The organism is Citrobacter rodentium NBRC 105723 = DSM 16636 (assembly GCF_021278985.1).
Lineage (GTDB): Bacteria > Pseudomonadota > Gammaproteobacteria > Enterobacterales > Enterobacteriaceae > Citrobacter_A > Citrobacter_A rodentium.
Genome location: NZ_CP082833.1, coordinates 256,880 through 277,387 on the forward strand (window position 1 = coordinate 256,880; position 20,508 = coordinate 277,387).

The 20,508-nt window shown below is 56.1% G+C and carries 19 protein-coding genes; 4 read left to right on the top strand and 15 right to left on the bottom strand.

Going from position 1 to position 20,508, the window contains the following annotated elements; genetic code table 11:
* Positions 1-30: 30 nt before the first annotated feature.
* The 3 genes from creC to creA are packed head-to-tail and all read right to left on the bottom strand — an operon-like array spanning position 31 to position 2,630.
* Complete coding sequence (creC, locus tag K7R23_RS01110; protein ID WP_012908897.1) at positions 31-1,455, bottom strand: two-component system sensor histidine kinase CreC; 1,425 nt, start codon at positions 1,453-1,455, stop codon at positions 31-33.
* Entirely contained in the window at positions 1,455-2,144 is a 690-nt protein-coding gene (gene creB, locus K7R23_RS01115) for a two-component system response regulator CreB (protein WP_012908896.1), read from the bottom strand. The genes creC and creB overlap by 1 nt, the downstream gene beginning before the upstream one ends.
* Positions 2,145-2,156: 12 nt before the next feature.
* Entirely contained in the window at positions 2,157-2,630 is a 474-nt protein-coding gene (gene creA, locus K7R23_RS01120) for a protein CreA (RefSeq protein ID WP_024133126.1), read from the bottom strand.
* A 211-nt stretch (positions 2,631-2,841) separates the two neighbouring features.
* On the opposite strand from creA, the gene robA reads away from it, so the two are divergent.
* Positions 2,842-3,711, top strand: a complete 870-nt coding sequence (gene robA / locus K7R23_RS01125) for an MDR efflux pump AcrAB transcriptional activator RobA (RefSeq protein WP_012908894.1) — start codon at positions 2,842-2,844, stop codon at positions 3,709-3,711.
* Here robA and gpmB read toward each other — a convergent pair.
* The gene (gene gpmB / locus K7R23_RS01130; RefSeq protein ID WP_012908893.1) at positions 3,708-4,355 is read right to left on the bottom strand and encodes a 2,3-diphosphoglycerate-dependent phosphoglycerate mutase GpmB; all 648 of its coding nucleotides are present in this window, start codon (positions 4,353-4,355) and stop codon (positions 3,708-3,710) included. The genes robA and gpmB overlap by 4 nt on opposite strands.
* A gap of 70 nt (positions 4,356-4,425) precedes the next feature.
* Here gpmB and yjjX point away from each other — a divergent pair, with 70 nt between their 5' ends.
* Entirely contained in the window at positions 4,426-4,938 is a 513-nt protein-coding gene (gene yjjX / locus K7R23_RS01135) for an inosine/xanthosine triphosphatase (RefSeq protein ID WP_012908892.1), read from the top strand.
* 62 nt (positions 4,939-5,000) lie between these two features.
* Here the strand turns inward: yjjX and trpR are convergent, their stop codons facing one another.
* Together trpR and sltY are read right to left on the bottom strand one after the other, a co-directional pair.
* Positions 5,001-5,327: a trp operon repressor gene (gene trpR / locus K7R23_RS01140; RefSeq protein ID WP_012908891.1), complete on the bottom strand. Its 327-nt coding sequence runs from the start codon at positions 5,325-5,327 to the stop codon at positions 5,001-5,003.
* Positions 5,328-5,383: 56 nt separating this feature from the next.
* A complete protein-coding gene (gene sltY, locus K7R23_RS01145; RefSeq protein ID WP_012908890.1) occupies positions 5,384-7,321 on the bottom strand; it encodes a murein transglycosylase in 1,938 nt (645 codons plus the stop codon).
* Between the two features lie 315 nt (positions 7,322-7,636).
* On the opposite strand from sltY, the gene ettA reads away from it, so the two are divergent.
* Positions 7,637-9,304: an energy-dependent translational throttle protein EttA gene (ettA, locus tag K7R23_RS01150; protein WP_012908889.1), complete on the top strand. Its 1,668-nt coding sequence runs from the start codon at positions 7,637-7,639 to the stop codon at positions 9,302-9,304.
* Between the two features lie 131 nt (positions 9,305-9,435).
* Here the strand turns inward: ettA and K7R23_RS01155 are convergent, their stop codons facing one another.
* The 8 genes from K7R23_RS01155 to K7R23_RS01190 form a co-directional block, all read right to left on the bottom strand.
* Positions 9,436-10,179 carry an oxidative stress defense protein gene (locus K7R23_RS01155; protein ID WP_012908888.1) on the bottom strand — a complete coding sequence of 248 codons (744 nt, stop codon included), beginning with the start codon at positions 10,177-10,179 and terminating at the stop codon, positions 9,436-9,438.
* A gap of 92 nt (positions 10,180-10,271) precedes the next feature.
* On the bottom strand, positions 10,272-10,907 hold the full coding sequence (gene argO / locus K7R23_RS01160) for an arginine exporter ArgO (RefSeq protein WP_012908887.1): 636 nt from the start codon (positions 10,905-10,907) through the stop codon (positions 10,272-10,274).
* A gap of 189 nt (positions 10,908-11,096) precedes the next feature.
* The gene (locus K7R23_RS01165; RefSeq protein WP_012908886.1) at positions 11,097-11,957 is read right to left on the bottom strand and encodes a small-conductance mechanosensitive channel MscS; all 861 of its coding nucleotides are present in this window, start codon (positions 11,955-11,957) and stop codon (positions 11,097-11,099) included.
* Positions 11,958-12,079: 122 nt separating this feature from the next.
* Positions 12,080-13,018, bottom strand: a complete 939-nt coding sequence (gene allS, locus K7R23_RS01170) for an HTH-type transcriptional activator AllS (RefSeq protein ID WP_012908885.1) — start codon at positions 13,016-13,018, stop codon at positions 12,080-12,082.
* Positions 12,975-13,802, bottom strand: a complete 828-nt coding sequence (locus K7R23_RS01175) for an oxamate carbamoyltransferase subunit AllH family protein (RefSeq protein ID WP_024133125.1) — start codon at positions 13,800-13,802, stop codon at positions 12,975-12,977. Before K7R23_RS01175 ends, allS begins: the two co-directional genes overlap by 44 nt.
* A 60-nt stretch (positions 13,803-13,862) precedes the next feature.
* Positions 13,863-15,125: a YlbE family protein gene (locus tag K7R23_RS01180; RefSeq protein WP_012908883.1), complete on the bottom strand. Its 1,263-nt coding sequence runs from the start codon at positions 15,123-15,125 to the stop codon at positions 13,863-13,865.
* Positions 15,126-15,141: 16 nt separating this feature from the next.
* Positions 15,142-16,803: an acyl-CoA synthetase FdrA gene (locus K7R23_RS01185; RefSeq protein ID WP_012908882.1), complete on the bottom strand. Its 1,662-nt coding sequence runs from the start codon at positions 16,801-16,803 to the stop codon at positions 15,142-15,144.
* A 12-nt stretch (positions 16,804-16,815) separates the two neighbouring features.
* On the bottom strand, positions 16,816-18,039 hold the full coding sequence (locus K7R23_RS01190; RefSeq protein WP_012908881.1) for an MFS transporter: 1,224 nt from the start codon (positions 18,037-18,039) through the stop codon (positions 16,816-16,818).
* 304 nt (positions 18,040-18,343) lie between these two features.
* Here K7R23_RS01190 and K7R23_RS01195 point away from each other — a divergent pair, with 304 nt between their 5' ends.
* Positions 18,344-19,249 carry a carbamate kinase gene (locus tag K7R23_RS01195; RefSeq protein WP_024133124.1) on the top strand — a complete coding sequence of 302 codons (906 nt, stop codon included), beginning with the start codon at positions 18,344-18,346 and terminating at the stop codon, positions 19,247-19,249.
* A gap of 107 nt (positions 19,250-19,356) precedes the next feature.
* On the opposite strand, the gene fbaA is transcribed toward K7R23_RS01195, so the two are convergent.
* Positions 19,357-20,436, bottom strand: coding sequence for a class II fructose-bisphosphate aldolase (gene fbaA, locus K7R23_RS01200; protein ID WP_012908879.1), 1,080 nt, complete (start codon positions 20,434-20,436; stop codon positions 19,357-19,359).
* Between the last annotated feature and the right edge of the window lie 72 nt (positions 20,437-20,508).

Here is a 20,508-nt window from a genome sequence, read left to right on the forward strand (position 1 = left end):
GTAAGCACGCTATGTGGGTAAATTTTGAAGTTATGTGAAGTGACGGTGAAGTGTGAGCGTTGCCTCCACGCCGCCCTGCGGACGGTTACGTAATTCGATGCGGCCTTTCAACAGGCGCGCGACTTCGCTGACAAACGCCAGTCCCAGCCCGCTGCTTTTTTGCCCGTTCTCGCGCGGCAGCGAATAAAAACGTTCGAACAGACGCGGCAGGGCAAAATCCGGAATCCCCGTACCGGTATCGCTCACCGTCAACGCCACCCGTTCGCCATGCGCCTGCGCGCTCAGGGTAATGGTTCCCCCCTCAGGCGTAAAATCAATGGCGTTATCCAGCAGGTTGCCCAGCGCCTGCTCCAGCAAAGCGGGCTCCGCCGCAACGGTCAGGGTAGTAGGAGTCATCTTCAGCGCGATCTTTTTTGTCGCCAGCTGAATGGCGCGCGCGTCGCTGACCCGGGCAAACAGCGCATCGACCGCGACCGGAGAAAGCGCTATCTCCTGGCGATTTTCCAGCCGCGCCTGACGCAGCAGGGTTTCAACCAGCATCTGCATACGCGCGTTCTGGCTTAAAATATTATCGGTAAAGCGTTTAACAATGTCCGGCGGCGGACCTTCACGCAGAATCTCCGCCGCGCCGCGAATCGCCGCCAGCGGGCTTTTCAGCTCATGGGTCAGGGCATAGACATACTGTTCGATATAATTCTTCCCCTCCAGCTTCAAGCGCATACTCTCCAGCGCCTGCGCCAGCTTCCGCAGCTCGCGGCTTCCCAGCTCCGGCAGCGGTGTGGGATGATTTTCCGTCACCGAATCCGCATAGCGGGTCAGGCGGGCGATGGAGCGGTTAATCCACCAGACCATACCGGCGCCGATCGCCAGCGCAATGCCCAGTAAAATCGCGCTGGCCCACAGCATCCGCCGCTCGCTGCGCCTTATCACCGGCGCCATCGCCGCATTCGGCTTGCCGACGCTCAATACGCCAAGCAATCTATCGCCATCTAAAACGGGAGCGGCGACGTACATCACGCTGCTCTCCGGGTCGGCAGGATCCTTTGGCGTACTGCGCGCGCCGTATTGTCCGCGCAGCGTTAGCCAGACGTCGTTCCAGCGCGAATAGTCCTCCCCCACCGCTTTGTTTGCGGAATCGAAAACCACTTTTCCCTGCGCGTCGGTCATGTAGACGTGGTATTCATTGCGGACTTTATGAATACCGCTGATATTGGCGCGAAACGGACGGTTATGCAGTTGCGCAAAAGCCTGCGCCAGCTGCCCCCGGGCCGGATTGCCTGACAGAAGATCGTCACGCGCCAGCGCCGCCAGCAGCGTCGCGGTATCGATCAGCGTTCCCTCCGTTGCGCGCCGCACGCCGGGCTTAATTTCCTGTACGAAGATCGCCAGCACAAACCAGGCGGCGACGGCGACAATCAGAAAATAGCCGAGCAGCAGACGCATCCCAATGCGCATCAGAGGCTCCTCAGGCTGTAGCCCATCCCACGATGCGTATTGATCGGCGAGAGGTCCGGGTTGACGGCGCGTAATTTGGCGCGCAGGGTTTTAATGTGGGTATCGACCGTGCGGTCGAAGGTGTCCTGCGCATCGGCCCAGACGCTTTCCATCAGCTGCTGACGCGAATAAACGCGACCCGGAGAGAGCAACAGCGTTTTCAACAGCAAAAACTCATAGCGCGTAAGCGACAGCGGCGTGCCAAACCAGCTGACTTCAGCGCTCAGTTCATTCAGTTCAAAGTGACCGGTTCTGACCACCGGAGAAGGGGTGGCGAATTTTTTCACCCGCCGTAGCAGCGTGCGTACCCTGGCGCATACTTCGCGGGGAGAAAACGGTTTAGCGACGTAGTCATCCGCGCCGATTTCCAGCCCGAGCAGGCGATCGACTTCATCGCTGCGCGCGGTGAGAAAAAGTACCGGTAACGACGGGTGACGCTCCAGCAGGCGCCGACACAGCTCAAAACCGCTGATATCCGGTAAGCCGACGTCGAGGATCGCGACGTCAGGACACTGATGCCGCGACCTCTCCAGCGCTGGCAGGCCGCGCTCAAACGCTTCCACGGTAAAACCTTCCTGCTGGAGCATATAAATCAAGGTATCTGCGATTCCCTGCTCATCCTCCACCAGCCAGACCGACATCTGCTGCATATTTCTTCCCTGTTATTGTCTCCACGGCATGACGGGCACCGCGCTAATAGCGTTTTTAGGCGAGCCATCGACAACCTTGTCCGAATAGGCCAGATAAGCCAGCGCATTGCGTCTGGCATCGTAAAAACGTACCACCTGTAATGACTTAAACACCAGCGAAGTTCGCTTTTTAAAAACCACTTCCCCCTGCGCCTTGCCGTTTTTAATGCGATCGCTTAGCTCAATCGGCCCAACCTGCTGGCAGGAGATAGCCGCATCGGAAGTGTCTTCAGCCAGCCCCAGGCCGCCTTTAATCCCGCCGGTTTTGGCGCGGCTTACGTAGCAGGTCACATTTTTAACGTCGGGATCGTCAAACGCTTCGACGACAATTTTATGGTCCGGACCAAAGATTTTGAAAACCGTATCGACCGATCCAATCTCTTCCGCCTGCGCCGCTTGTCCCAGCACCAGCAAAATTGAGGATAGTATTAAGCTCTTGTATTTCATATTGTTACCATTATTAAACATTACGCTGCGCAATTATTCGACATTGTAGAATAAACTGTTTGTAGATCACAGGATTACAATAATCATCCGTTCGTTATTCCACAAAAAGCACTTATGCGCAAAAAAAACACTGAATGCTAAAAAAGCAAAAAATGCTATTATCCAGATACCTGATGTCAGGTGCTCGTAGCGTAAAGGATGAGGATATTTTATGGATCAGGCCGGCATTATTCGCGACCTCTTAGTCTGGCTGGAAGGTCATCTGGATCAGCCCCTGTCGCTTGACAATGTGGCGGCAAAAGCGGGTTATTCCAAGTGGCACCTGCAGAGAATGTTTAAGGACGTGACGGGCCATGCAATTGGCGCGTATATTCGCGCGCGCCGTCTATCGAAGTCCGCCGTGGCGCTGCGTCTGACCGCGCGACCGATCCTCGATATTGCGCTGCAATACCGCTTCGACTCGCAACAAACGTTCACCCGCGCCTTTAAAAAACAGTTTGCCCAAACGCCGGCGCTCTATCGTCGCTCGCCGGAATGGAGCGCCTTCGGTATCCGCCCGCCCCTGCGCCTGGGCGAGTTCGCCATACCGGAACATAAGTTTGTGACCCTGGAAGATACGCAACTGGTCGGCATAACGCAGAGTTATTCCTGTTCGCTTGAGCAAATCTCTGATTTCCGCCACGAAATGCGCGTGCAGTTCTGGCACGATTTTCTTGGTCATGCGCCAGCGATTCCTCCTGTCCTTTACGGCCTCAATGAAACGCGCCCGAGTCTGGAAAAAGATGATGAACAGGAGGTGTTTTACACCACCGCGCTGACGCCTGAACAGGCGAACGGCTACGTCCAGACGGCGCAGCCCGTGCTGTTACAGGGCGGCGAATATGTGATGTTCACTTATGAAGGGCTGGGTACGGGAGTGCAGGAGTTTATCCTGACGGTTTACGGCACCTGTATGCCGATGCTGAACCTGACGCGTCGCAAAGGACAGGATATTGAGCGGTACTACCCGGCTGAAGATGCCAAAGCCGGCGACCGCCCTATCAACCTGCGCTGCGAATTCCTGATCCCGATTCGCCGTTAACGCTGCAGTTCATCCAGCGCAGGGGCGTTGAGATGCGACACGTCCCCTGCCGTTTCCACCACCCAGCCCGGCGCAAGCCACAGGCTTTCCTGGTAATCCACCCGCGAAATCGAGCAGTTACGCAGACGTAAGCGACGCTCCGCCCAGGCGGGAAGGCCGAGAATGGTGCTGACCAGACAGCCCAGCGCAATACCGTGGCTCACCAGCAGCGGACGGTTTCCCTGCGGCAGCTCAAGACAGGATGCCAGAGCGGCGTTGACGCGCTCACCCAGCTCCTGCATCGATTCGCCCTCGGGAATACGCCCGTCCACGGTGCCGTTCACCAGCTGACGACGCCAGTTCTCTTCTTCTTCCGTCAGGGAGTCGATATGGCGCTGTTCCAGCACGCCCATATCCAGCTCACGCAGGCGGGCGTCAAAGGTGATATCGCACCCACATGCCTGAGCGATGATTTCTGCGGTCCGGCGGGTACGCCCGAGATCGCTGCTGATAATATGAGTGATGCCGAGGGTTCTCGCGCGTTCACCTACCTGCATAGCCTGTTGCTCACCTTTAGCGGTCAGCGGACTGTCGGACTGGCCCTGAATGCGTCGCTCGGCGTTCCATTGCGTTTCACCGTGGCGAACAAGGTATACCTGTAACATGCTATTTTTCCGTTATATACTCGAAATAATGTGAGCAGACTGCGATAAATTTTATAAACCGGGCTTAATTATGCACCATGTCGTCTCAGCAACCACCAATCCTGCCAAAATTCAGGCAATTCTAACGGCCTTTGAGGAGATCTTTGGCGAAAGATCCTGCCACATTGAGTCCGTAGCCGTCGAGAGCGGCGTGCCGGAACAACCGATGGGGAGTGCTGAAACGCGCGCTGGCGCACGAAATCGGGTTGAAAATGCGCGCTGTCTGCGACCGGACGCCGACTTCTGGATTGCGATTGAAGCGGGCATTGATGAAGACGCCACCTTCAGTTGGGTGGTGATTGATAATGGCAGCCAGCGCGGCGAAGCGCGCTCGGCGACGCTGCCGCTGCCCGCCGCAATCCTCGAAAAAGTGCGTCAGGGGGCACCGCTGGGCCCGGTGATGTCGGCGTATACGGGGATTGACGAAATTGGGCGTAAAGACGGGGCGATTGGCGTCTTTACCGCCGGGAAGCTGACCCGCGCCAGCGTCTATCATCAGGCGGTTATTCTGGCGCTCAGTCCGTTTCATAACGCGGCGTATTGATAGCTATTCCGCGTCATTAAAGTGCCGGATGGCGGCTGCGCCTTATCCGGCCTACGGGCAAATCAAACGTCCTTCAGCAGCGCCTGCTCCAGCCACTGGCGCAGTTCGACCGGCGCGGACTTCAGGCTATTTGAGCCACGGGTAATGGTCGCAATACCTGCCCCCAGCTCGTTTTTCAGTTCACGCTGACTCATCTCGCCGCGTAAAAGTTCTTCAATGATTCGCACGCGGGTGCCCAGCGCTTCGCGTTCATCCGGCGTCAGCATCAGCTGTAACAGCGGTAAGTGCAAATCGTCTGCATAAGACTGGCGGAGCAGCTCCACAAAACGAAGCCACTCCTGATGACGTTGTTCGGCCAGGGCCGATGAATACGGGGAATGCTGGGTCATGTTATGCCGCCATTTGTACTCTTACACGAGTACAAATCATAACATAACCCGCCAGATTAATAACGTCGCTGCCATTCAGAATCGCTTAACAGCGTATCTTTTTGTCCCATGAAGTAACGATAGTACGCATCATAGGCCAGCACGTTCTTCACATAGCCGCGCGTTTCTGAAAACGGAATGCTTTCGACAAACGCCACGGCGTCAATACGCCCGGCGCTGTTGCCAAGCCAGGTGCGCACGCGCCCCGGTCCGGCATTGTACGCCGCCGACGAAAAGATACGGTTATTGCCAAACTGCTCATAAACATACTGGAGATAGCTGGTGCCGATATTGATATTGGTTTCCGGATCGAGCAACTGGCTCTGGCTGCTGTAGCCCGGAATGGAATACATCTTCACCGTATGCGTCGCGGTCCCCGGCATGATTTGCATTAGGCCGCTGGCCCCCACCGGCGATTTCACCTTCGGGTTCCACGCGCTCTCCTGACGCGCTATCGCCATCGCGTAGCTTTGCGGAATATCTTTACCGCGGGTATAGCGGGCAAAAAGTTCTTCATAGGCCAGCGGGAAGCGCTCCTCAAGGTGATCCCAGAGCTTACCGGCGATCGTCGCCTGTACGCTCAGATCCCACCAGCGGTTATTAAAGGCGTAGCGCGCCAGCTGCGCCTGCTCGGTTTTACTCCGGCTGGTGACCAGATTAGCCCACTCGCTGCGCGCCGTGTTATCCAGGTTCCAGTACATCAGTTCGCGCACGCGGGCCATTTCCGGCCCCCGCGTCAGCGCGTTATCAACGCTGGCTGGCGCCTTATCGATTTTCAGCGTGTACTCTTCCCCCAGACGCTGGGCGGCGACCATCGGGTAAAAGCCGCGCTGTTGCATCAGCGCGTGCAGGATCTCTTTCGCTTCGGCTTCGCGTCCCCGCTCCAGCAGCAAATCCGCCTGCCAGTAGCGCCACTCATCTTTCTCTTTCGCGTCCATCGGCAGGCGGGCAAGCCAGGTGTTCAGGCCGCGGCGATCGCCGGCGCCAAGCGCCATCCGCACGCGACGTTCAATCAGCGTCGTGGACTGCGAGCGCATGATGGCATCATCACGCCACGTCGCCTGCTCGCTGGTGACGTCACTGCCCATTAGCCGCCAGGCTACGATATCGCGAAGTTCCTGAGTTTGTTCCTCATTAAGCTGCTGCGCCTGCACCAGCGACGGAATCATCAGGCGTGCGTTCTCCGCGTCCTGACGGGCGACGCTGGCAAAGGCCACGGCGGCCATCTGGCGGGTGAAATCGGTCGCGCCGGTGTTGCGGGCAAAGGTGAGCACAGTATTGGGATCGTTCGCCAGCGAGATAATGGATGAGGCGATAGTCTGGTATTCAGAAGGCATCTGCCCCGCCAGCACCGTCACCAGCCCGGTATTGCCCGCTTTCATCGCCAGGCGGATCCGCTCCAGGTACGCCAGCGGATCCTGATTGCCCGAAGCCCGCCAGACGCTGAACAGTTTGTCACAGGCGTTCGGCTGGCTTTTCCCGCTCAGCCAGAGCTCTTTTGCCCCCTGCCAGGCCTCGTCGGTTTGCCCGGCGCTCCACTTCGCATAATAGTAATTACACTGCGCCTCGGTGGTTCGCGGTTTATCCGGGCTGAAGGCCAATAGCCCACGCCAGTCCTCACGGCGCGCCAGTTCATTGACAAAGCGCGACTGCAATGTGCGGGCTGGCGGCAGGGTTGGATTAGCGCGAATAAAATTGCTCACCCTGACGGTCGGCTGATTCATAAGATCGTCGGTAATTTGGCGATATTCCAGGTAGGGATAGAGCGGATAATCCTTCAGGCCCGGCATCATCTGTTCAACGACATCCATCTGTCGGCTATCCCAGGCCTGTTTAATCTGCGCGTAACGGCTGCGCTGTTCATCCAGTGAATCGGCTCGCGCCGCCTGGCTTAGCGTAAGCAGGCATACGCTGGCGACGAGAAGACGCCACGTAAATCGTTGGGCTTTGTTCACAAGCTCTTCCTCAATTGATGCTTCCTGTGCAGCGTCATGCCGCCTGATGGTTTTATGCTAACCAGTCATTGCCAATTACGCCACGTTACCAACACTTTTTTACTTTTAACCGGAGTGGAAATCTGCTGGCTGGGCTTAGGGAGGGAAAAAGGCTACACTTCGCCTCTGAAAACATCTATACCCTAAATAATTCGAGTTGCAGGAAGTCGGTGAGGGAGTGAATCCCCAGGAGCTTACATAAGTAGCAGCCAACGCACATGCAGCCTGAAGTATGACGGGTATATTCATCACGATAAATACAGAGGCGAGTCCAACGTGGCCCAATTCGTTTATACCATGCATCGTGTCGGCAAAGTCGTTCCGCCGAAACGTCACATTCTTAAGAACATCTCTCTGAGCTTCTTCCCTGGCGCAAAAATCGGCGTACTGGGTCTGAACGGCGCCGGTAAGTCTACGCTGCTGCGCATCATGGCGGGCATCGATAAAGATATCGAAGGCGAAGCCCGCCCGCAGCCCGGCATTAAAATTGGCTATCTGCCGCAGGAGCCCCAGCTGAATCCTGAGCATACCGTTCGTGAATCCGTCGAAGAAGCGGTTGCCGAGGTGGTTAGCGCGCTGAAGCGTCTTGATGAAGTGTATGCGCTGTACGCCGATCCGGATGCCGACTTTGACAAGCTGGCTGCTGAACAGGGCAAGCTGGAAGAGATAATTCAGGCCCACGACGGCCACAACCTGAACGTCCAGCTGGAGCGCGCCGCAGACGCGCTGCGCCTGCCGGACTGGGAGGCAAAGGTCGCCAATCTTTCCGGTGGCGAACGCCGCCGCGTCGCGCTGTGCCGCCTGCTGCTGGAAAAGCCGGACATGCTGCTGCTCGACGAACCGACGAACCACCTGGACGCCGAGTCCGTGGCGTGGCTGGAGCGCTTCCTGCACGACTTCGAGGGCACCGTTGTGGCGATTACCCATGACCGTTACTTCCTCGATAACGTTGCTGGCTGGATCCTCGAACTGGACCGCGGTGAAGGTATTCCGTGGGAAGGCAACTACTCTTCCTGGCTTGAGCAGAAAGATCAGCGTCTGGCGCAGGAAGCCTCTCAGGAAGCGGCGCGTCGCAAGTCGATTGAGAAAGAGCTGGAGTGGGTGCGTCAGGGCGCTAAGGGCCGTCAGTCGAAGGGTAAAGCCCGTCTGGCGCGCTTTGAAGAGCTGAACAATACCGAATACCAGAAACGTAACGAAACCAACGAACTGTTCATTCCACCTGGACCGCGCCTGGGCGATAAGGTCGTGGAGGTGAGCAATCTGCGCAAATCCTACGGCGACCGTCTGCTGATCGACGATCTGAGCTTCTCGGTGCCGAAAGGCGCGATTGTCGGCATCATTGGTCCGAACGGCGCGGGTAAATCGACCCTGTTCCGCATGATGTCCGGTCAGGAACAGCCTGACAGCGGGACTATCACCCTCGGTGAAACGGTGAAGCTGGCCTCCGTCGATCAGTTCCGCGACGCGATGGATAACAGCAAAACCGTGTGGGAAGAAGTGTCCGGCGGTCTGGACATTATGAAAATCGGCAACACCGAAATGCCAAGCCGCGCCTACGTTGGCCGCTTTAACTTCAAGGGTGTCGATCAGGGCAAACGCGTGGGCGAGCTCTCCGGCGGTGAACGCGGTCGTCTGCACCTGGCGAAGCTGCTGCAGGTTGGCGGCAATATGCTGCTGCTCGACGAACCGACCAACGACCTGGATATCGAAACCCTGCGCGCGCTGGAAAACGCCCTGCTGGAGTTTCCGGGCTGCGCGATGGTCATCTCGCACGACCGCTGGTTCCTTGACCGTATCGCCACCCATATCCTGGACTACCAGGACGAAGGTAAAGTGGAGTTCTTCGAAGGGAACTTCACCGAGTACGAAGAGTACAAGAAACGCACGCTGGGCGCCGACGCGCTGGAGCCGAAGCGTATCAAGTACAAGCGTATCGCGAAGTAAGCGTTAAGATTGCCGGATGGCGGCGTACAAGAGCAGGCTTACCAAGCCCGATAAGCGCAGCGCCATCGGGCAAACAGTGCCGGATGGCGGCGTAAACGCCTTATCCGGCCTACAAGATCAGGCATGACCGATTATTGCGCTTTCGCCGCCGTCGCCTGCTGCTGCTCTGCCGCAGGTTCCAGCTGGAACACCACATCCACCTGATCGTCAAACTGAATGGTCGCCTGCTCGTACGTCTCCTGCGCGGACGCCGGCGCCGCCTCTGCTTTCATCATCCGCACCATCGGGCTCGGCTGATAGTTCGAGACGTGGTAGCGCACGCTATACACCGATCCCAGCTTGCTGTTAAAGCCCGCCGCCAGTGCCTGCGCCTGATGAATGGCGTCATCAATCGCCGCCTTGCGCGCTTTATCTTTGTAAGCGTTCGGTTCCGCCACGCCTAACGAAACGGAACGGATCTCGTTTAGTCCCGCCTTCAGCGCGCCATCCAGCAGAGAGTTAAGCTTATCCAGCTGGCGCAGGGTAACCTCCACGGTACGCACCGCGCGGTAGCCCTTCAGGATGCTTTTACCGTTCTGATAGTCGTAGTCAGGCTGAGTGCGCAGGTTCGCGGAACTGATATCTTTCCGGGCGATCTGGTTTTGCTCAAGGAAAGAAAGATACTGCGCAACGCGTTCATCGGCCTGCTTCTTCGCGGTTGCCGCGTCTTTCGCCGCAACGTTGACTTCAATCGCCAGCGTCGCGATATCAGGCACCGCATCGACGCTTGCCGTCCCGGAGGTCACGATGTGCGGTCCGTCAGGCAATTCGCTTGCCTGCACCGACATTCCACTCAAGCCAATAAATGCCGCCAGGGCCATCACTTTAAACTTCACTGTCGCTCCTCCTTGTTTCGTGGGTTGCCCGGGTTTCAGGGCACATGCAGGCAAGCTTAGCGCGTATTTAACCGATGTCCATCAGACAACACTTATATGAACAGGGCGTGAACGTGCGCAACGCCCTCTTTCGCCAGCTGGAAAGCGATAAACCACATCACCAGACCGACCAGCGTGTTAATGATGCGCTGCGCTCTGGCGGTACGCAGCCGCGGCGCCAGCCATGCCGCCAACAGCGCCAGGCCGAAGAACCATAAAAATGAGGCGCTGACTGTACCCAGGGCGAACCAGCGTTTCGGCTCCATCTCCAGCTGCCCGCCCAGGCTGCCCAGCACCACAAACGTATCGAGGTAAACGTGCGGATTCAGCCAGGTCACCGCCAGCATGGTGGCAATAATTTTCCAGCGCCCCTGTTTCATCACCTCTGCGCTGGCCAGCTCCAGATTGCTGCTCATCGCCGTTTTTAACGCGCCAAAACCGTACCACAGCAGGAAGGCCACGCCGCCCCACGTCACCAGCGCCATCAGCCACGGCGACTGCATAAGCAGCGCGCTGCCGCCGAATATTCCGGCGCAGATTAGCAGCAGGTCGCTGACGGCGCACAGCAGCGCAATCATGATGTGATATTGCCGACGGATCCCCTGATTCATCACAAACGCATTTTGCGGACCAAGGGGAAGGATCATGGCTGCGCCAAGCGCAAGCCCCTGAAAATAGTAAGATAGCACGTTAAAAATTCCGCAAAGAGTGTCTTTAGGGGGAACTATAGCGCGGGGGAATTATTAGCGGAAATTGAAAATATTAATCGGGCATAAGAAAGGTTTATAGCGAGAGAGAAAATGCCGGATGGCGGTTAACGCCTTATCCGGCCAGCAGGTTTTACAGGCCCGGTAAGCGGTGACGCCACCGGGCACGTTTTATTCTGCCGCGTTCTCTTTCACGCGTTTGAAATTAACGTCCATTTGTGGGTACGGGAAGCTAATCCCGGCGGCATCAAACTCGCGCTTAATCCGCTCCAGCACATCCCAGTAAACATTTTGCAGGTCGCCGCTTTTGCTCCAGACGCGCACCACAAAATTAATGGATGACGCTCCCAGTTCATTCAGACGCACCGTCATTTCACGGTCTTTCAGAATACGCTCGTCGGACTCGATAATATCGGTCAGGATTTTTTTCACCTGATCGATATCGGAATCGTAGGCCACGCCGATAATAAATTCATTACGGCGAACCGGTTCGCGGGAGAAGTTAATAATATTACCGGCAATAATTTTACCGTTAGGAATGACCACGATTTTACCGTCAGCGGTGCGCATGGTGGTGGAGAAAATCTGCACGTTCAGCACCGTACCGGCAACGCCGCCGAGATCGACATACTCACCGGCGCGGAATGGACGGAACATCACCAGCAGTACACCAGCCGCAAGGTTAGAGAGCGAGCCCTGCAGCGCCAGACCGACGGCCAGACCGGCGGCGCCGAGCACCGCGATCACCGAGGCGGTCTGAACGCCAACGCGCCCCAGCGCGGCAATCAGGGTGAAGGCGATAATTCCGTAGCGCACCAATGCGGAGAGGAAGTCGGCAACGGTAGCGTCGATGTGTCGCGCCAGCATCAGGCGGTTAACCGTGTTCGAAACCAGACGCGCCACGATCATCCCGACGATGATAATAGCGATAGCCGCAACGATGTTGACGGCATAGCTCAGCAGCAACGCCTGGTTACGGACCAGCCAGGTCCCCGCGCCGTTGATGCTGTCGACAACATTCAAATCTTCCATTCAATGTTCCTTGGTCATGTCTGATAAGAGCAAATGAGATCAATCTCACGAAAATAGCCCCTTAAAGGTAAACAAAAACAGATCAATATTCCATTTTCGTTACGACCCTGAAGAAAATTGTATTAATTCTGGCGTTCTGCCGGGCGATCGACCATACGCAAATATCCCCCAATCAGGTTATGACGTTGTTTGAAAATATCGGCGATTTCGCTCACCACTTTTCCGCTACCGGCATTTTTCCAGGCCAACGAAAGCGGAGAGGGCTGACGCGCATTGGCAACCGAACGCGCCACCAGCGCACCGGACTCCACATAAGGACGGCATAAACGTTCGGGTAAAAAACCGACACCCAGTCCGCTTAAATGACAGGCCAGTTTAGTACTGAGATCCGGCACCTTAATTTCTTTTTGACCGCTCAGCAGCCAGGCTACGCGCCGGGTCAGCGTTCGCGAGGTGTCTTCAATATTAATTGCCGGAAAGCGCCGCAGTATATCATCAGACAACAACGGCGCCGGGTGGCGAGCTAAAGGATGATCCTGCGCAACCACAAACTGCCAGCTAATCTCCCCCAGCGGTAGCAGCGAAATATTATTCGACAGCGACTCGGAACCCGTGACGCCAATCGCTAACTGATAGTCGTCATACAACAGCGAATCCCAGACGCCCATATACACCTGGCGGGAGATCTGGAAGCGAGTAAAAGGGAACTGTTGATGTAACCAGGTCAGTAAATCAGCAGTAGTTTGCGGCTGATAAAGAAGATTATTGATAACGATATTGACCTGCCGCTCGACGCCAGCATTGATTTGCTGTAGTTCATCCGGCATTGCATCCAGCCAGTTAAGCCACTGGCGACAGTGTTCCAACAGGTGCTGACCGGCCAGCGTCAGGCTGACAGAACGCGTAGTGCGCAAGAACAGCTGCGTCCCCACCTGCTCCTCCAGCGTTTTAATACGATAGCTGATCGCCGCAGGTGTTTTATGCAGCGAGCTGGCCGCACGGGAAAAACTCTCCGTTTCAGCAACGCGGATAAATGTACGAATGGTTTCCTGATCCAGCATGATTTCCCTTAAAATCAACGGCCTGTAGCCAGCGCTGCGCAATGGCTATTCCTAACAGAATATCGGCGCCAGAGGTATGTCCAACCGCCAGCAGGCGACGAATCGCCGACTGCGGCGAACGACCGGACTGTAAACGGCGTATCACCTTCAGCACGGGCGTTGAAAACTCACCCACTCTGGCGCTGTTCAGATAGCTACAGCTTACCGAAGTTGTCAGGAAAACAAGTTGATCGGCCGGGGGTAAAAAAAGGGGCATAGGTTTCTCTGCGGCATGGAACACTGCCATCATGCCTGTCAGCAAATCATCCCCGCTGGGTGTTAACCCCGGCCCGCGGCCAATCAGCCAGTGCCAGTCAGGAGCATAACCGTCCCGCCAGCGCGCCAGCTGCGCGGCTATTTGCGGGTAGAGAGACAGCGATGCAACAGCCTGTTTAAGCGGCCCGCCAAGCCCGGTAGGCGAGGAAAAAAGGGTGAGATTCACAGGCTGTAGATCCCCGGGCGTCAGGCGCAACGCCAGTTGCCGCAGTGGTTGCAGGATAATGCCCCGCCCATAAAGCCGTGCATCCCGCTTGACCATTTTTTCAAGCTGAATACACCGCGAGAACGCGTCATCAGGCAGTAAGACCCCCGACGGCCCCATTCCTTTACCGTAGCGATACAACGTCAGCAGTTTACCCCCGGCATGGATGAAGTTAATCGCCTGCGAAAAGCGACTGTGCAGCGTCCATTCGCCGTCAGGAAGTCGATAAAGCCCGGCACTGGCCAGGGCATTGAAGGTGACCATACGTTTGCTCCACATCGCCGGATGGCGGCTGCGCCTTATCCGGCCTGGAACGCAGAAAAACTACGCGGTGATGTGATGCTCTTCGGCCAGCGCCTCCAGCGCTTTTTCGAAACAGAGCAACGGCGCGCGCACGGTGCCGGCGCCAACCTGACCAATCCCCGCTTCGCGGTGAGCAATACCGGTATTGATCAACGGCGTAATCCCCGTCTCCACCACGCGACGAATATCCAGCCCCAGACACGCGCCTTTAAAATCCCAGGAAGGGATCTGGAACAGCGGGTTGTGGTCGAGATAAATTTCCGCCATCTCTTCGGAGGTTTCCAGCGCTGCCCCCATTCCCCCGGCGCCGACAAAGCGCGTCACGCCGGGCGCGGCGATCATCGCCGCACCGCCAATGCCCAGCGTTTCGGTAATCGCGCTATCGCCAATATCGGGGTTGGCGTCAGCCTGGCTGTAACCCGTAAAGAACAAGCCCTGCGGCGTGTTCACCGGCGCGGTAAACCAGCGGTCGCCGGTGCCGCTGACGCGAATGCCGAATTCACGCCCGTTACGGGTCATCGCGGTTACAACGGAACCAGCTTTGATCTCTGCTGCCGCATCCATTACCGCTTTACTGTAGGCCATTGCCAGATTGAGGAAGAATTGATCGGTCACGCTGAGGAATTGCATCACGTCGACAATCTCTGCTTTCGGACGCTCCAGCCCCGAGATCGCGGGAGACAATATGCGAAGCAACAGTGAAGAGGCGGCAATGTTACGCTGATGAAATTCATCACCCATAGCGATCGCCTGGGCCATCAACGCCGTCAGATCAACGCCGTTTTCCAGACGTGATAACGCCTGCTGGAGCACCGGCGCCAGCGTGTCGCGCATCCAGCGCAGACGGGCCTGCACATCGTCGCCGTAGGCGCCAAAGCGCATCACTTTACCAATTCCTTCGTTCAGGTTGCAGTACGACTGATTGCCGTGCACCACATCACGAACCACCAGCACGGGCATATTTGCGGAGGTGATACCGCCCATTGGCCCCACCGCGCCAACGTGATGGCAAGGAATAAATTCCACCTCTCCCCTGTTCAGCAGCGCTATCGCCTCCGCCTCACTGACCGCCCATCCTTCAAACAGCGACGCGCCAATGCATGCGCCGCGCATCGGACCGGTCATATCCTGCCACGCGATCGGCGGGCCTGCATGAAGCAATTTTCGGCCAGTGGACAGCTCCGCGATGGCGTCTTTTGCAGGAGTGACGGCAAGCCAGTGCGGACGTGCGGCTTTAATACGTTCAATAATGGCGTCATTAGCCTGGGCAATTGATGAATACATGTCGATACCTCTGAACTTAATGTAACTGCTTGAGTAAACTGGCGAGACGCGCATCGCCACCGGCAACGGGCGCCCACTGAAAATGCACAACCGGCGTGCCGCTGCTTTGCAAATCCAGCGCGAAGCTGCGTAATCCGGCGTTAATCACCTGAATACCGTCCAGTAGGGCGCTATGGCGGCCCGAAGGGCTGGCGTCCTGGTGGCGCGTCAGGCTGATGGCAAGCAGAACGGCTTCTTCGAGAGTTTCCACCACCGCAATGCCAGCGGCGTGCAGGATGTCGGTTTGTTGACTGCGTCCCTGCGGGTCTGCGTCGGTACCGGTCAGGGTAGCGATGGTCACCAGCGGCGCGGCACGTTTCGCGCGAACTTTCTCAACCGCCTCGACCACCGCCCCCGCCGGATCGCCGCAGGCGCCATAGCCCAACACGACATCCAGCAGCAAAACGCCCACCTCCGGCATCGCGGCCAGCTTTTCGATTTCGATGCTGCGGGTAACAGGATCGATCATGGGGTGCGGCCTGCCCAGGGTATAACTGTCATCGCCCAGATCAACAATACGATGGCCTTCGGCTTCCAGCATCACACCGTCGGCGTGACTGTCGCTGACCGGAACGTTAAGCCCGGCGGACAGTAACATCGCAACCTCTGCGGCGAGGGTCCCACCGGCATACAGGCCATAAATGGCTTTGCCTGCAACGTCTGGCTGACGGGTTCGCTGTTGCGCAACGCGCATCAACCGTACCGCCAGCTGCGCGGCATCGGACAGGGAATTCGCCAGCCAGACGTTCCCCTCGCGGCGCTGCTCCGGCTTGCTGCCGAGGAACAGCGCGACCACCGGTTTTCCGACCTTCTGCATCGCATCAATAATCCGCGTTCTGACCAGCGGCGACGGGGGTTTGGAGACAAAAGCGATAACCTGCGTGGCATCGTCGCAGGCCAGCATGTCAAGGGCGGTTAACGCGCTGATCCCGCCGACTTCCGCACAGAGATCGCGCCCGCCCAGGCCAATCGCATGGCTGATCCCCTGCTGGTGCAGGGCAATCTGCGAGGTCATCTCCTGAATACCGGTCCCGGAGGCGCCGATAACCCCGATACCGCCTTCCGGCAGGACGTTGGCGAACGCCAGTGGACTGCCGGCAATCATCGCCGTACCGCAGTCCGGGCCCATCACGATCAGCCCGCGCTCATGGGCCAGGGTTTTCAGTTCAACCTCCTGCGCCAGCGGTACGTTGTCGGAGAACAGCATGACATTTTTGCCCGCCAGCAGCCCTTCTCTGGCAACCGAGGCCGCATACTCCCCGGCAACCGAAACCAGCAGCAGATTAGCCTGCGGCAGCTTCTGACAGGCGCTTTCCCAGCGGCGCGCTTTCAGCAACTGTTGCGTACTGCCCGACGCGTTAGCAATCGCGCTTAACTCTTTTTCCAGCTGTTCGCGGATGAGATCGAGGATGTCCGGCCGCGCCTCCAGCGTCCGCACCGCGACGCAAATATCGTTCGGCGTCGCGTCGGCAAAATCGTCATGCCAGAAACCGGTGGAGTCCAGCATCGCCTTATTGGCGGGTGTGCCCATCATTACCGACACCTGATCCACTTCCGGGTGTTCACTTAATTTACGGGAAATAATCATCAGGCTGACAGAGTCCTGAAAACTTCCCTTTTTAATAAAGGCGTAAATCATTACCGCTACCTCTTATGTACGTTTTTCTTTCAAAAACAGCATTGCAACCAGCCCTATTGCCAACAAAGTGGCAGAAACATAAAAACTGGATGCCAGGCTACCGGTGATATCACGCGCCGCACCGGCGATAATCGGCGCAAGAATCGAAGAGCTCATGCCGATAAAATTAAATAAACCAAACGCGGTGCTGTAATTATTTTCATCAACACTGTCGGCCACCAGCGCAACCAGAACCGGGTCCAGCGCCAGTTTCCCAACCAGGCCATAGACGCACAGAGCAATAATGACCCCCGTCATATTGGGCATCCAGATAATTGACAGCATGCTGATAATCGCAACCGGCACGAGGAACATAATTAACGGTTTGCGTTTACCTAATTTGTCAGACAGGCTGGAGAATAACAGCGCGCCGGGAATAGAAATCCATGCCACCAACGAAGAAATAAAGCCCGTATCGCTACCGGCAATACCCCGTTCATTTTGCAGATAATAGGGAAGCCAGGTCAGAATAACGAAGAATCCAAACAGGCTGCAGAACACCATAATATAGGTAAGAATCAGATTACGGTTTTTCAGCAGATCGCTGAATTTGCCTTTTTTCACCTGCTTGCCATCGGTATCGGCGGCGCGTTTTTTCTCTTTGACCAAAAACCAGATCGCTAACCCAACCAGTACGGAGGGGATAGCCATCGCATAGAACGGCATCCGCCATGAATAGCCCTGATCGTATACCAGCCAGCTCGACGTCATCAGCCCCAGGGCGATACCAAAAGCCATGCCGCTGTTGATAATGGCGCTGCCCAGAGAGCGGTATTTTTTAGGGATTTGCTCGGAGGATAAACCATACTGGGGGCCGTAATAGGTGCCTTCTCCGGCTCCCGTTACCACGCGGGCAAACAGCAGCGTGTACCAGCTTTTCGCCCAGCCGGTAACGGCCGTAAAGACGCCAAACAGAATAAATCCAGGCACCAGCACCTTTTTCTTACCGATTTTGTCGCCAAGAATACCGGCCGGAACCTGTAATAACGCATAAGAAAAATAGAATACCGAATTCAGAATACCCAGTTGCGTGCCGCTCAGACCAAACTCTTTTTCCAGTTCGCCCATTACCGGATTTAATATTGTCCGGTCGGCATACATAAAAATCCATCCCAGCCAGAACAGGAAAATAGTGACCCACCAGGCGGGTATTCCTTTTTTATTTGTGACGTCCGTCACCTCACATGAACCAGACATAAGCTGTCTCCCGGTATTAAATACCCCAAACGATGAAGATAGATGTTTACACTATCCTTACCTTATCGGGCTGCTTGCTCTTTTCTTTTGAACAAAGTCACACAAAAGTCATTGTTATAAATTTCTGGCAACTGACGCGTCAATTATTAAAAAATATCTAACAATCATTTTTAAACGCTTTTAAATAAATACAATGGAGATTAATCAGATATTTTTGCGGATAGCAGGTTTGTCGGCGCAATCACAATATCAGGTATCTATATCGGTATTTTGGCCGCGAGATATTTTATTTATTGAGGCTAAAATGAAAAAGAAACTGGTTATCGCGCTGGGCGGCAATGCGTTATTACAAAGAGGAGAGATATTAAGTGCGGAAAATCAACAACGGAGCATACAGCTTTTTGCAAAGATAGCGGCAACACTGGCAGACGATTATCAGCTGGTGATAGTTCACGGCAATGGGCCGCAGGTCGGGCTGCTGGCATTACAAAACGTAGTGTACACAGATTCCCCCGCCTGGCCGTTAGATATTCTGGTGGCGGAAAGCCAGGGGATGATTGGCGTCGCCATCGCCCAGGCATTAACACAGTTCAAAGGCGGCGCGCCCGTGACGACGCTGATGACGCGCGTGGAAGTGTCTCCTGACGATGACGCTTTTGCCGCACCGGGAAAATATATCGGGCCGGTCTATCAACCAGAACAACGGACCGAACTGGAAAAACGCTACGGCTGGACGATGAAGCCGGATGGTCAGTACCTCCGCCGGGTTGTTCCTTCACCGACACCAAAGAACATCATCGACAGGGACGCTATTCAGACGCTGATGGAAGCGGGACATACGGTGATCTGCTGTGGAGGCGGCGGCGTCCCGGTTGTGGCGCAGGATGGCGGATATCATGGAACCGAAGCGGTGATTGATAAAGATCTGACGGCGGCAGTGCTGGCGAGCGAAATTAACGCCGATCGCCTGCTGATCCTGACAGACGCCGATGCCGTATATGAAAACTGGGGTACTCCGCAGGCGCGGGCGTTACGCCATGTGACAACAGAGGAACTGGCCCCCTTCGCCGCGCCGGATGGCGCAATGGGCCCAAAAGCCGCAGCGGTAATTCAGTTTGTGAAACAGACCGGGAACCCGGCGTTTATCGGCGCGCTCCAGGACGCCTCACAAATTCTGGCGGGCGAAAAAGGCACCTGCGTAACGCGGTAGTAAGTTATTGCTGATTTGCAGGCCGGATAAGGCGAAGCCGCCATCCGGCAGGCAGGCAAAAAAATGGCTTCCCGAAGGAAGCCATTTCAACAAGCACGCAGGCAAAATTACAGAACGTCTACCGCGTTCAGTTCTTTGAAAGCCTGTTCCAGACGAGTAATCATGGAAGCCTGACCGGCACGCAGCCATACGCGCGGATCGTAGTATTTCTTGTTCGGCTGGTCTTCGCCTTTCGGGTTGCCCAGCTGACCCTGCAGATACGCTTCGTTTTCTTTGTAGTATTTCAGAACACCTTCCCAGGTCGCCCATTGGGTATCGGTATCGATGTTCATTTTGATTACGCCATAGCTGACGGAATCTTTGATCTCCTGAGCGGTAGAACCGGAACCGCCGTGGAACACGAAGTTCAGGCTGTTGTGCGGCAGGTTGTGTTTCTTAGAAACATATTCCTGAGAGTCGCGCAGGATAGTCGGAGTCAGTACCACGTTACCCGGCTTGTAAACGCCGTGTACGTTACCGAAGGAAGCGGCGATGGTGAAGCGCGGGCTGATTTTGCTCAGCTCGGTGTATGCGTAATCCACATCTTCCGGCTGGGTGTACAGGGCAGAAGCGTCCATGTGGCTGTTGTCCACGCCGTCTTCTTCGCCACCGGTGCAACCCAGTTCAATTTCCAGGGTCATGCCGATTTTGGACATGCGCGCCAGGTATTTAGAGCAGATTTCGATGTTCTCTTCCAGAGACTCTTCGGACAGGTCGATCATGTGAGAAGAGAACAGCGGCTTACCGGTCGCAGCGAAGTGTTTTTCACCTGCGTCCAGCAGACCGTCGATCCACGGCAGCAGTTTCTTCGCGCAGTGGTCAGTGTGCAGGATAACCGGAACGCCATAGTGTTCAGCCATCTGATGAACGTGATGCGCGCCAGAGATTGCGCCCAGGATTGCCGCGCCCTGAGGAACGTCGGTTTTCACGCCTTTCCCCGCGATAAAGGAAGCGCCACCGTTAGAGAACTGGACGATAACCGGTGCTTTTACTTTCGCAGCAGTTTCCAGAACGGCGTTGATGGAATCGGTGCCGACGCAGTTAACTGCGGGCAGAGCAAAGTTGTTTTCTTTTGCTACCTGGAAAACTTTCTGTACGTCATCGCCAGTGATAACGCCAGGTTTTACGAAATCAAAAATTTTAGACATGTTGCGAGTCCTGTTTCTGTAACTTCGACCGTTAAAACGGGGGAGCGAGCCTTTCAGCGCGCTGAAAAACAG